This window comes from Azospirillum formosense (assembly GCF_040500525.1).
Classification (GTDB): Bacteria; Pseudomonadota; Alphaproteobacteria; order Azospirillales; family Azospirillaceae; genus Azospirillum; species Azospirillum formosense_A.
The window spans coordinates 1,854,912-1,867,580 of the sequence record NZ_CP159402.1; the positions used below are offsets into that span (position 1 = coordinate 1,854,912).

Here is a 12,669-nt window from a genome sequence, read left to right on the forward strand (position 1 = left end):
GTATGAGAAGCCTCACACCAGCATGTCGAGGACGCGCTTGGTGTTCTCCTGCGCGGCCTGCATGACCTTGACGTTGGCGGCGAAGTCGGTCTGAGCGGAAGAGAGGCTGACCACCACCGCCGGGTCGAGATTGCCGGCGGCGAGCTGCGCGCCCGCCTCGTCGGCACGGGACTGGGCGCCTTGAAGCCCCGCCAGGGCGGAGGCCTGGGCGTCGGGCAGGGACGGCATCCGCGGTGCGCCGGGCGCGCCGATGTCCATGGTGGTGACCCTCGATTGACCTGCGGCCCACCCTACCCCTTTTTCGTCGGAAAAGCGATGGCGACCGGCCTTCGGGGAGCGGCCTTTGGGAAGCGCGGGAGTCGCTCAGCCTTCCGCTAGGTTCTGTTCTCAAAGGCTGTGAGGGTTTGGCTGTGCCCTGTTGAAGGGGGATGGCACGATCTGAACTGAGCGATGAGCAGCTTGAGCATTTGCTGAAGCTGCTTCCGCCGGAACGCCCGTGGACGGGCCGGCCGGCGCGGGACCTGGAGCGCACCGTGCGGGCGATCCTGTGGGTGAACCGCACCGGCTCGCCCTGGCGCGATCTTCCGGCCGAGTACGGTCCCTGGCAGACGGCGGCCAACCGCTTCTACCGCTGGCGCAAGGCCGGGGTATGGGAGCGCGTGTTGGAACTGGTCCAAGCCGAGGCGGATGAGGCCGGCAAGTTGGACTGGAGCCTGCACCAAGTCGACAGCACGGTGGTCCGCGCCCACCAGCACGCCGCCGGCGCAAAAGGGGGCAGCTGAACCAAGCGCTTGGCCGCTCGCGCGGCGGCTTCTCAACCAAGATCCACCTGCGCGCCGACCGCCACGGCCAACCGCTCGCCTTCGTGCTGAGCCCCGGTCAAGCCGCCGACCAGAGCGCGTTGACGGTGCTGATGGAGGCGGTCGCGGTGCGCCGAGTGGCAGGCGGACGACCGCGGCAAAGACCCGAGCGCGTGGTCGCTGACCGCGCCTACTCCAGCCAAGCCATCCGCCACTACCTGCGTCGGCGCGGGATCGGGGCGGTGATCCCACAGCCCTCCAGCCAGAAGCCCTGTGCTCTGGTGGATTGGGCCGCCTATCGCTCCCGCAACGCCATCGAGCGCCTGATCAACCGCCTCAAACAGTTCCGTCGCATCGCCACCCGATACGAGAAACTCGCCGCCAACTACCTCGCCATGGTCCACATCGCGGCTATCCGGCTATGGCTCAGGGTTTGAGAACAGGGCCTAGCCAGCCGGCCAGGCGGTCGAGGAAGGCGCCGGCCTCCGCCGGGTCCTTGAGGCTCCAGGCGGCGGCGCTGACGGCGGGCGGGTCCATGACGCGGATGCCGACCCCCTTTTCTTCACCCTGCCCCTCGCCGCGCGCCGCCAGGGCGCGGAAGGCGTCCTCGTCCGTCTCGTCGTCGCCGAGATAGAGCGGCAGCGTCTCCGGCCCCGCCAGCCCCAGCCTGTCGAGCAGCGAGAGCACCGCCTTGCCCTTGTCCCAGGGGACGTTGGGCCGCAACTCGTGGATCTCCTTGCCGCCGGTGACGCGCAGTGCCGGAAAGGCCGACGCGACCTCCCGCACCGCGTCGCCGACCGACGCCTTGCGCTCCGCGGCGACCCGCCGCGTGTGGATGGCGATGGCGAAGCGCTTGCGCTCGACCAGCGCGCCCTCCACGCCGCCAAGGCGCCGCAACAGGTCCGCCTCCGCGGCGTCGAGATCGCCCAGATACTCCTCGCCGACCTGGGTGCGCAGGCCGGGGCCGCGGATGTCGAAGCCGTGGCTGCCGGCGTAGATCAGGTCGTCGATCCCGACATGGCGGGCCACGTCGTCGAGGTCGCGCCCGCTGACCACCGCCACCGGGCACAGTCCGGCCAACCGCCGGATCACCGCGCGCACGGAGTCGTCGAGGATGGCCAGATCGGGCCGCTCCACGATGGGCGTCAGGGTCCCGTCATAGTCGAGGAAGACGGCGGGCCGCCGGTCGCCCAGCATCGCCGCGAAGGCGTCGAACCGGACGAGCGCCGACGGCTTGCCTTCGGTGGAAGCGGGGGACGGCTGGTCGGTCACGGGCGGCTCTCCTCATCGTCAGCGGGCATCGGCGGATGCGGTCGCACCGGCGCACGATCGGAACAACGGGAAAGCGCGCCTTAGGGTCCGGATGCGTCACCCAACACTGTTATCGCACCCGATACAATTGTGACTCTCCGGTCACAGCGACCCCGGAAAAAGCAACGGCCCCGCAAGGGGCCATTGCTTCAGGGTTTTCACCCACCTGAGATCTTTGTTAATTTTGCAGCGCAGCAAGAGATTGCTGCTTCGCCCTTCTTGGGCGTTTCCTCCCTAAACTCAGGCCGCTGTTCGTCAGCGGCCTTTTTTCTGCCAGAAACCTGTCCCTTCTGGCAATCCCTAACAAACACCATACCCCAACAATTCCAGCGGCATAATCCTCACGGAGCGAAGGGTTTTGTCCGCGCGACGCCCCCTTGCGCCGCAGGCCCCGCCGGGTTTTTCTGTCGGCCCACCGCCGCTCCCCGCCGCAGCCCATCGGGTGCCGACTTGAATCACGCACACAGCCCCGCCGCCGACCGGCCGCTCAAGGCGCTGGTCAACGCCACGCTCCACACCGGGGACTCGGTGCTGGCGGGCGCCGCCCTGCTGATCGACGGCCCGGCAATCGCCGCCATCATCACGCCCGAGTCGATCCCGCCGGAGGCCGCGGTGACGGATCTGGGCGGCGGCATCCTCGCTGCCGGCTTCATCGACCTCCAGGTGAATGGCGGCGGCGGCGCGCTGTTCAACGACACGCCCGACCTGCCGACGCTGCGCCGCATCGCCGAGGCGCACCGCCGTTTCGGCACCACCGGCCTGCTGCCCACCCTCATCACCGATTCGGCGGAAAAGCGCGCCGTCGCCGTCGCCACGGTGCGCGCCGCCATGGCGGAGGGAATGCCCGGGGTGCTCGGCATCCATCTGGAAGGCCCGCACATCGCGCCGGAGCGCCGCGGCGTCCACGACGCGCTCTTCATCGCGCCCCCCGACGCGGACGACCTCGCCCTGCTCGGCGGCCTCTCCGGCCTGCCGGCCCTGGTCACGCTGGCGCCGGAGGCGGTTCCGCCGGAGCCGATCCGCCGGCTCGCCGCCGCCGGGCTGCGCATCGCCGCCGGCCACAGCGCCGCCACCTGGGCACAGGCCAAGGCCGGCTTCGCCGCCGGCATCACCGGGGTGACCCACCTGTTCAACGCCATGAGTCCCCTCGGCTCGCGCGAGCCCGGCATGGTCGGGGCCGCGCTGGAGAACGACGCGGTGTGGTGCGGAATCATCGTCGACGGGCACCATGTCCACGACGCCTCCGTCCGGCTGGCCTGGAAAGCGAAGGCCCCCGGCCGCCTGTTCCTGGTGACCGACGCCATGCCTCCGGTCGGTGCGCTCGACACGCACCAGGCCGTCGGCTTCCAGCTCTACGGCGAGGACATCCGGGTGGAGGACGGGCGCTGCGTCACCGCCGACGGCACGCTGGCCGGTTCCGCCCTGGACATGGCGACGGCGGTGCGCAACGCCGTGGAGCGGGTCGGCATCCCGCTGGACGAGGCGTTGCGCATGGCCTCCGCCTATCCGGCCGACTTCATGGGCATGACGGGACGGCGTGGCCGCATCCGACCGGGTCTGGCCGCCGATCTCGTGCATCTCGACGAGCGGCTGCGGGTGCGGGCGACCTGGGTCGGCGGCAAAATGGCGCTTTCGTGAAACACCCCCTGCACGCGCGCGCAAAACTGTCGTATAGAGGCGCCAGAATTTCGACCCTCACACGCAGCTTCGAGGAGAGTTACCCATGGACATCGCCCTGATGGTTCTGGCCGTCCTGTTCTTCTTCTGGCAGACCGTTTCCGAGTGATCGGAGTTCGGGTCTCCGGACATGCGAAAGGGCGGCTCCCCGGCGGAGCCGCCCTTTCGCGTTCCGGACCCGCCCGTTCGGCTCCCCACCAATCCCGTCAGTCGGCCAGCGCGCCACCATGGATCTGCGGGTGCTCCAGCCGCGCGTGGGCGGAGGCGACCAGCCTCAACGTCTCCATGATCGTGCCGATCGCCTCGTTCAGGTCGGCCCGGCCGGCCGGCACAGGCATTCCCGACAGGACCGCCTCCAGGTCTTCGGCGGCGTCCTGAAGAAGAACACAGGCTTCCTCCAGCTGACGTTTGGCCAGTACGCCGTTCGCAGGGTGCGACGGCGCCGCCTTCTGCATAGTGCGATAGGCATTTTGATTTGCAGTTTGCAGCGAAGACCCGCGCCGCCCCTTCTGAAATCCCATGATGAAGCCGAACATGGGCCTTCTCCCTTCCGTGTCGGAGGGTATAGAGCAAAAGCTGCGCCATTTTAGAGACATTGCCCTTAGGCATCATGCCGCGGACCAGGGGTTCACCCCTTGGGCCAGAGCCACGCCGCCCCCCTCATACCGCTTTCGGCGCCATGGCGCGCCCGGAGGAAGCGGGTGCGCGGCGCCGGGCTCAGGGCCCAGCGACCCCACAGGGCCGGCACGGCCTCGTACAGCCCCGGCAGGTCCGACAGGCCGCCGCCGACCACCACCGCGTCGGGATCGAGCAGATTGACCACAGCGGCCAGCGCGCGGGCCAGCGCATCGGCATGACGGTCCACCGTCGCCCGGGCCGACGCGTCGCCGGCGCTGGCGCGGGCGGCGATCTCGGGCGGGGCCAGCGTCTCCCCCGTGCGCCAATGGTGCAGGCGGGCCAGCCCGGCGCCGCACAGCATCGTCTCGATGCAGCCCTCCCGCCCGCAGCCGCAGAGCAGCGGCGGGCCGTCCTCCGCCGTCCGCCAGGGCAGCGGGTTGTGCCCCCACTCCCCGGCCAGGGCGTTGGCGCCGGCCAGGATGCGGCGGTCCGCGACGATCCCGCCCCCGACCCCGGTGCCGAGGATGATGCCGAAGACCAGCGTCGCCCCCGCGGCCGCGCCGTCCACCGCCTCCGACAGGACGAAGGCGTTGGCGTCGTTGGCGATCCGCACCGGACGGTCCAGCGCCCGAGCCAAGTCCGCGGCGAAGGGCCGCCCGTCCAGCCAGGGCAGGTTGACCGCGCGCACGGTTCCCGCGGCGGCGTCGACGATTCCGGGCAGGCACAGCCCGACCGTGGCGCCCCGGCACTCCGCCTGTTCCTCCAGCGCGGCCACGGTGCCGGCCAGCGCCTGCAGCGTCTCCGCATAGCCGCGCGGCGTGTCGGCGCGGTGCCGCGCCCGCTCCGTCCCGTCGGGGGCCAGGAGGGTGGCGGCGATCTTGGTGCCGCCCAGATCGACGCCGATTCGCATCGGACCCATGCCCATGTCGGACTCCCAGCGCGGGTGGACAGTGAAGGGGGTGGAAAAGCAGTCCCCCCTATAGCGCAGCGTTCCGCCCGAATCAGCCATCCCGACGCGCGCCTCCTCCATAAGAGGTGGCGGTCCCGTCCCTTTGCACCGTCGCAGGACGGCGGCGGACCACTAGAGTCAGGAGTGTCACATCCCATCAATTGGATTGCGCGCGCCCCCATGGACCGTTCCGCTCCGAAAGCCACGCCATCCTCGAATCGCTCTGCGGCGAAGGCGAAGCCCCAACCCCAGGCCACCGGCCTGCGCCCCGACCAGACGGAGGTCTTCGACGGCCTTCTGCTGGCCCTGCTGGCGCGCAAACGGTTGCTGGTGCTGGTCGGCGAGGCCGGGTCCGGACGGGCCGCGGTCTTCCACCAGCTCGTCGAGCAGGTCGGCTCCGATGGGGCGCTCGTGCTTCCGGTCGCCGCCAGCGCCGGGGCGCAGGTGGAGGATCTGGTGTCCGCCGCCGGTGACGCCGCCCTGCCCTCCGACAGCGACGACCGCGACTTCGACACGCTGATCGAGGAGCTTGAGGAGCGGCTGGACCTCGCCGGGACCGGCCTGCTGGCGGTGGAGAACGCCGGCGTGCTGGCCGCCCCGACGCTCGCCGACCTGATCGACCTCACCCGCTCCGAGACGCCGAGCGGGCGCTTCCTCCAGGTCCTGCTCTGCGGCACGCCGGAGATGGAACGGACCCTGGCGCGCCCCGGGCTGGCCGAAGCGGTGCGCGAGCTTGGCGTGATCTACCGCATGACGCCCGGCGCCGGCCCGTCCGTCACCCCCACCGTCGCCATTCCGTCCGCCGGCCCTTCCGCCGCGCCGTCCGTCGGACCCGCCGCCGGGCCGGCGATCGCTCCGCCGCGCGCCGCTCCCCCGCCGCCGCGCCGGGCGGCGGAACGCGACGCCAACGACTGGCCGGCCAACGACTGGGACGCGCCGGACGGCTGGACGATCCCCGAGGCCGGCGCCCCGGTCGCCGATCTGCCGGTCAAGCGCCCGCGCCGCCGCGCCGCGCTGGCCGGAGCGGCGATCACCACCCTGATCCTGCTCGGCGCCGCCGGCGCCGGCGTGGCCCTGACCGTTCCCGGAGCCACCCCCGAACGGGCGCTCGACTACGCCCGGCAAGGCTGGCACGACCTCCGCGGCTTCGTGACGGAGCGGGTGAACATTCCGTTCGGGCCGTTCGCGGACGAGCCCGGCCTGGGCAGCCGCGGCCCCGACACGCTGGCGGTCGCCCGGCCGCAGAACCCGTACCTCGCGTCCCTCCCCGCCGAGGCGGGCGTGCCGGTCGCCGGCCCGTCGCCGACTCCGGCGCAAGCTCCGACCAGGGCCGACGCTCCGCCGCCCGCCGCTCGGACCGTGTCCACCCCGCCGGCCACGCCCCCTGTGTCGGCCACGCCCCCCACGCCGTCTCCGACCCCGGTCGTGGCGGCGAAGCCGGAGCAGCCGCCCGCCGCCCCGGCGGCCCAGGCGCCGAAGCCTCCGGCGGCCGATCCGCTGGCCGTGGAGAACACCGCGCCGCCCAAGCCGCGGGCGACGGAGTACCGCACGGAGCAGAGCGAAGGCCCCACCGGTTCCGCCACCCTGCCGCCGCTGGTCGACGAGCCGGCGCCGCAGATGGCCGCCCCGGCGATGCCGCAGCCCGCCACCCCCACGGCGTCCACGCCCTTCTCGGCGAGCGACAACGGCCTGAACCCGCGCGTCCGCACCCTGGTCGATCAGGCCCGCCGGCAGATCGCCGCCAAGCTGCTGACCACGCCGCCGAACAACAACGCCTATGAGACGGTGTCGCGGCTGCGCGAGATCGCCCCGGCGACGCCCGAGATCCAGGAACTCCTGACGACCATGGAGGAGACCTACCGCCGCTGGGCGTCGCTGGCCGAGCGCGACGGCAATTGGGACGAGGCCCGGCGCTTCTACGAGCGGGCGCTGATCGTCGCCCCCAACACCGGCGACCTGCGCGACCGCATCAAGGCGGCCGGCGAAGGGCGCGTGCTTCCCGCCGCAACCGCCTCCACGGGAGTCGCCGCGGCGTCCGGCACCCCGCCGGCCAAGGCGGAGGTCCGGCCCGGCCTGGACAGCCGCGACGGCGCCATCGCCCTGATGCAGCGCACCGACGAGCTGAAGCGCGCGCTGGACGGCGGCGCCGATCCGAACAAGCGGGTGGACAACGGCAAGACCCTGCTGATGCTGGCCTCCGAGCAGGGCCTGACCGACGCGGTGCGGCTGCTGATCGACCGCCGGGCCAAGACCGAGCTGCGCACCGCCGACGGCGCCACCGCGGTGATGTACGCCGCCTGGGGCGGGCACGAGGCGGTGATCCACGCGCTGGCCGCCGCCGGGGCCGAACTCGACGCCACCAACGACGACGGCAAGACCGCCCTGATGGCCGCCGCGGCCCGCGGCCATGAAGGGGTGGTGAAGATCCTGGTCGACCGCGGCGTGTCGGTGGACCGGGTGGCCAGCCACGGCTGGTCGGCCCTGATGTACGCGGCCAACAACGGCCACGACCGCGTGGCCCGGATGCTGGTGGAGCGCGGCGCCAACCCGTTCCGCATGGACACCGCCGGCAACTCCGCCCTCACGCTCGGCGCGCTGCAGGGCCACATGCAGGTGGTCGAGGCGCTGAAGCCGCACTGACCGGCGAGCCAAGCACGAAAACGGCGGGCGCCCCCGGGGACGCCCGCCGTTTTCGCATGTCGATCCCGCCGAGCCGCTTCCCCGAAGCGCTGCAGCGTCAGGCGGCTTTGATCTCCGCCAGAAAGCTCTCGATCTCCTTGCGCAGCGTTTCCGACTGGCGGGCCAGTTCGCCCGACGCGCTCATCACCTGACCGGCCGCCGCCCCCGTCTCTCCGGCGGCCATGGTGACCTCCGTGATGCTGCCCGAGACCTGATGGGTGCCCGCCGCGGCCTCCTGGACGTTGCGGGAAATCTCGTTGGTCGCCGCCCCCTGCTCCTCGATGGCGGCGGCGATGGCCGTGGAGATGTCGTTGATCTGTCCGATGATGCCGCCGATGGCCGAGATGTCGCGCACCGCGCCGTCGGTTGCGCTCTGGATGGCGGCGATCTGGGCGGCGATCTCGTCAGTGGCCTTGGCGGTCTGGGCGGCGAGATGCTTCACCTCGCCGGCCACGACGGCGAAGCCCTTGCCGGCCTCGCCCGCCCGCGCCGCCTCGATCGTCGCGTTCAAGGCCAGCAGGTTGGTCTGGCTGGCGATGTTGGTGATGAGGCTGACCACCTCGCCGATCTTCTGGGCGGCCTCGACCAGACCGCGCACGGTCTCGTTGGTGCGGGTCGCCTGCGCCACCGCCTCTCCGGCGATTTCCGAGGAGCGCGCCACCTGCGTCCCGATCTCGCGGATGGAGCTGGCCATCTCCTCGGTGGCGGAGGCGACGGTCTGGACGTTGGCGCTGGTCTGCTCCGCCGCCGCCTGGACGGCGGTGGCCTGGACGTTGGTGCGCTCGGCCATGGAGGTCATGCTGTGGGCGGTCGCGTCCAGCTCCGACGCGGCGGCGGCCACCGTGCGCAGGGACGCCGCCGAGGAGTCCCCGAAGCGGTTCACCAGCCGGTCCACGGCTTCGGCCCGGCGCTGCTTGGTCGCCTGCTCCGCCGCCTGGGCGACGGCCAGCCGGTCCGCCTCGATCAACCCGTCCTTGAAGACCTGGACGGCGCGGGCCATGGCGCCCAGCTCGTCCTTGCGCTCCGCGCCGTTCACGGCGACCGTCAGTTCGCGCCCCGCCAGCCGGTTCATCACCCCGGTGAGCTGCTGGATCGGCTTGGAGACGCCGGCGATGATCGCCAGCCCCATCACGGCGCCGAGGAGGGTCACGACGGCGATCGCGACGATGAGCAGGGTCTTGCTCGATCCGTAGGTCGCCTCGCCCTGGTCGGCGGCGATCCGGCCGTTGCGGACGTTGAACTGGATGAGATCGCGCATGAGCGCCTGGGCCTTGCGGAACTCGACGCGCGATTCGCCCTTGTAGAGCGCGGTCGCCTCGTCGTTGCGATTTTCCCGGGACAGCGGAAGTATCTTCCGCTGGCTGATTTCCTGGTAACGCTCCCAATGGCCCATGAGCTTCTGGAACGTCTCGGTCTCATAGCCGGGCGTCAGCATGGATTGATATTTGCGGGCGGCGTCCCGGAAGTTTTCAAGAGCCACCGCCATGGTCTTCTCCTCCTCCGCCTGCTGGGCCTGCTCAATGGTTAGGATGTGCACGGACTCCAGAATGCGGTAGAACTCGAAATAGTCGGTGAGCCGGGCAATCTCGCCAACGCTCGGCAGCCAGTTGTCGCGGATGTCCTTCCCCGCGTCATTCACCGTCGAAATGCGGTCGATGCTGAAAAGACCCAGGCCGATGATGAACAGGACAAGAATGGAAAACGAAGACACGATCTTCGTCTTTATCGTGATGTTCGACAGAAAAGACATGCGACCTTCCCTCCACGGATTCCAAAGCAATCCAGCGCGCCGCCTTGTGCAGCAGTTCTCTTTTCGTTGATTTTCCACGCGCCGCGGAGGGGCCGCCCGCGATGACACGCGCAATCCTGGCAGGATCGCGGGCCATACAGGAATTGCCTCAACGCGCGAGCACACAGGCCACACGCTCGATCTCGATAACGGCTGAACAGCGCCCCTTTATCCAGGCCACCGGAATCCTGGACATTTGGCGCAGCCTTACCGGCGCCCATCAGCACTGCATTCAGCGCTTCTTTTGTCTCACGGTATAAGTAAATCAGCCCTTAAAACTTAGGGAAAGCTACGATCTTTTTTATTTTTGTTTGTTATATTGGTGTTTTTGCAAAGTTGCTTATTTGAGAAATGTTTTTTCGCGGGAGGGTCGCAGATCTTCTGCCGGTGCCATGGGCACAAAAAAGCCGCGGCCGCGCAAAGCGCGGCCGCGGGCTGAACCACGAAGACGTGCGGATCGGAACGGCTCAGAGAGCCGCGAAGCGGGCCAGCATGGCGGCGTGGGAGCGGATGCCGTTGTGCAGGCACTTCACCTCGAACTTCTCGTTGGGCGAATGGATGCGGTCGTCTTCCAGCCCGAAGCCGACGAAGATCGAGTCGAAGCCCAGCGCCTGCCGGATGTAGCCGCCGACCGGGATCGAGCCGCCGCTGCCGACCAGCGCCGGCTTGTTGGCGAAGACGTCGCCCAGCCCCGCCATGGCGGCGCGCAGATAGGGGCTGTCGGTCGGCACCTGGACGCCCGGCGACTTGCCGAACACCTTGAACTCCCACCGCCCGTCCGCCGGCGTGCGCTCCTCCAGGAAGCTCTTGATCCCGGCCAGGATTTTCTGCGGGTCCTGGGCCGGCACGAGGCGGCAGGACAGCTTGGCCGAGGCCTTGGAGGCGATGACCGTCTTGGACCCCTCCCCGGTGTAGCCGCCCCAGATGCCGTTGATGTCGCAGGTCGGGCGCGACCACAGTCGTTCCAGCGCGCTGCGCCCGGCCTCCCCCGCCGGGGTCTTCAGCCCGACGCCGGCCAGGAAGGCGCTCTCGTCGAAGCCGAGGTCGCGCCACATCGCCTTCTCCTCGTCCGTGGGCTCGGCCACGTCGTCGTAGAAGCCGGGGAAGCGGACGCGCCCGTCCTCGTCGTGGATCTGGCCGAGGATGCGGGTCAGCGCGTTGATCGGGTTCAGCACCGCGCCGCCGAACATGCCGGAATGCAGGTCGTGGCTCGGCCCATGCAGCGTCGCCTCGACGTAGAGCAGGCCGCGCAGCCGGGTGGTGATGGCCGGGGTGTCGATGTTCCAGGCGTTGGTGTCGGTGATGACGCAGACGTCGGCCTTCAGCTCCTCCGCGTTGGCCTTCAGGAAGGGCAGCAGGTTGGGGCTGCCGGTCTCCTCCTCGCCCTCCAGCAGGACGGTCACGCGGATCGGCAAGGTGCCGTGCACGGCGTGCCAGGCGCGGAAGGCCTCGATGAAGGTCATCACCTGGCCCTTGTCGTCCACCGCGCCGCGGGCGACGATGCGGCGGCCATGCTCGGCCTCGACGATGGCCGGCTCGAAGGGCGGGCTGTTCCACAGCTCCAGCGGCTCCGCCGGCTGCACGTCGTAATGGCCGTAATAGAGGATGTGCGGCACATCCTGACCGCCCGGCCCCGGATGGTGGGCGACGACCGCGGGATGGCCCGGCGTCTCGCGCACGGAGGCGTCGAAGCCCAGCCCGCTCAGCTCGCGCGCCAGCCAGTCCGCGGCGCGGCGCACGTCGCCCTTGTAGGCCGGATCGGTGCTGACGCTGGGGATGCGCAGCAGGTCGCAGAGGCGGCCAAGGGACTCTTCGAAACTGCGGTCAACCTGCTGGAGAACGGGGTCGGCTGACAGGACGCTCGACATTCGGAACTGCCTTCGGTGTGAATGACTGGCACCGATGGTAGCGCATCGCGGTCCCGCGCCAAGCTCCACAAAGCGCAAGGGTGCCATCCTCGCGTGCCATCTTCGCGACAGCGGCGTTCCCGGTGCCCGCCACGGGAAGCACAGGATGGCGGAACCGCGGCTCCGCCCTCGCGAGGATGCCCCGGACGCAGGCGGGTCAGACGGTGAGATACCGCCGGACCTCGCTCTCCTCCAGCCCGTCGCGGCTGCCCGCCAGCATGACCTCGCCGCGCTCCATCACCGCCCAGTCGTCGGCCAGATCGCGGGCGAACTCGAAATACTGCTCGACCAGCAGGATCGCCATGGTGCCCTTGTCGCGCAGGTAGGAAATCGCCCGCCCGATGTCCTTGATGATGCTGGGCTGGATGCCCTCGGTCGGCTCGTCCAGCACCAGCAGCCGGGGCCGCGTCACTAGCGCCCGCCCGATGGCGAGCTGCTGCTGCTGCCCGCCCGACAGGTCGCCGCCACGGCGGTCCAGCATGGACTTCAGCACCGGGAACAGCTCGAACACCTCCTCGGGGATCGAGCGGTCGGCGCGCTTCAGCGGCGCGTAGCCGGTCAGCAGGTTCTCCCGCACCGTCAGCAGCGGGAAGATCTCGCGCCCCTGCGGGACATAGGCGATGCCGCGCCGCGCCCGCTCCGACGGGGCGAGCCTGGTGATGTCGCCGCCGTCCCAGGCGATGGTGCCGCCGGTCACCGGCTTCAGCCCGACGATGGCGCGCAGCAGCGAGGATTTGCCGACGCCGTTGCGCCCCAGCAGGCAGGTGACCTTCCCCACCTCCGCCGTCAGCGACACGCCGCGCAGAGCCTGCGCCGCACCGTAATGGAGATCGACAGACCGTACGTCGAGCATGCAACTTCCTCTGATACAAAACCCCTCTCCCGCCCCGGGAGAGGGAGGGACCCATGCGCAGCATGGGAGGGTGAGGGTGCCGGCAA

Annotated in this window: 9 protein-coding genes and 1 pseudogene; 3 read left to right on the forward strand and 7 right to left on the reverse strand. The window is 70.2% G+C overall.

Annotation, left to right across the window (positions count from 1 at the left end; all coding sequences use genetic code 11):
• Window positions 1-12 precede the first annotated feature (12 nt).
• Window positions 13-258, reverse strand: coding sequence for a hypothetical protein (locus ABVN73_RS08935; protein WP_353857681.1), 246 nt, complete (start codon window positions 256-258; stop codon window positions 13-15).
• Between the two features lie 170 nt (window positions 259-428).
• Between ABVN73_RS08935 and ABVN73_RS08940 the strand changes: the two are divergent.
• Window positions 429-1,237 (forward strand): annotated as a pseudogene (locus tag ABVN73_RS08940) (IS5 family transposase).
• Here the strand turns inward: ABVN73_RS08940 and otsB are convergent.
• Window positions 1,227-2,072 carry a trehalose-phosphatase gene (gene otsB / locus ABVN73_RS08945; RefSeq protein ID WP_353857682.1) on the reverse strand — a complete coding sequence of 282 codons (846 nt, stop codon included), beginning with the start codon at window positions 2,070-2,072 and terminating at the stop codon, window positions 1,227-1,229. The pseudogene ABVN73_RS08940 and the gene otsB overlap by 11 nt on opposite strands.
• Before the next feature lie 489 nt (window positions 2,073-2,561).
• Here otsB and nagA point away from each other — a divergent pair, with 489 nt between their 5' ends.
• Window positions 2,562-3,749 carry an N-acetylglucosamine-6-phosphate deacetylase gene (nagA, locus tag ABVN73_RS08950; protein WP_353857683.1) on the forward strand — a complete coding sequence of 396 codons (1,188 nt, stop codon included), beginning with the start codon at window positions 2,562-2,564 and terminating at the stop codon, window positions 3,747-3,749.
• A 245-nt stretch (window positions 3,750-3,994) separates the two neighbouring features.
• On the opposite strand, the gene ABVN73_RS08955 is transcribed toward nagA, so the two are convergent.
• The gene (locus tag ABVN73_RS08955) at window positions 3,995-4,324 is read right to left on the reverse strand and encodes a hypothetical protein (protein WP_353857684.1); all 330 of its coding nucleotides are present in this window, start codon (window positions 4,322-4,324) and stop codon (window positions 3,995-3,997) included.
• 92 nt (window positions 4,325-4,416) lie between these two features.
• Window positions 4,417-5,316 (reverse strand): ROK family protein, encoded by a 900-nt coding sequence (locus ABVN73_RS08960; protein ID WP_353859473.1) that lies wholly within the window; start codon window positions 5,314-5,316, stop codon window positions 4,417-4,419.
• A gap of 219 nt (window positions 5,317-5,535) precedes the next feature.
• Here ABVN73_RS08960 and ABVN73_RS08965 point away from each other — a divergent pair, with 219 nt between their 5' ends.
• Window positions 5,536-7,995, forward strand: a complete 2,460-nt coding sequence (locus ABVN73_RS08965) for an ankyrin repeat domain-containing protein (RefSeq protein ID WP_353857685.1) — start codon at window positions 5,536-5,538, stop codon at window positions 7,993-7,995.
• Window positions 7,996-8,092: 97 nt separating this feature from the next.
• Here the strand turns inward: ABVN73_RS08965 and ABVN73_RS08970 are convergent, their stop codons facing one another.
• The 3 genes from ABVN73_RS08970 to urtE form a co-directional block, all read right to left on the reverse strand.
• Complete coding sequence (locus ABVN73_RS08970) at window positions 8,093-9,784, reverse strand: methyl-accepting chemotaxis protein (protein ID WP_353857686.1); 1,692 nt, start codon at window positions 9,782-9,784, stop codon at window positions 8,093-8,095.
• Window positions 9,785-10,290: 506 nt separating this feature from the next.
• Window positions 10,291-11,691 carry a dipeptidase gene (locus ABVN73_RS08975; RefSeq protein ID WP_353857687.1) on the reverse strand — a complete coding sequence of 467 codons (1,401 nt, stop codon included), beginning with the start codon at window positions 11,689-11,691 and terminating at the stop codon, window positions 10,291-10,293.
• 196 nt (window positions 11,692-11,887) lie between these two features.
• Window positions 11,888-12,583 (reverse strand): urea ABC transporter ATP-binding subunit UrtE, encoded by a 696-nt coding sequence (gene urtE / locus ABVN73_RS08980; RefSeq protein WP_353857688.1) that lies wholly within the window; start codon window positions 12,581-12,583, stop codon window positions 11,888-11,890.
• Window positions 12,584-12,669: the final 86 nt, after the last annotated feature.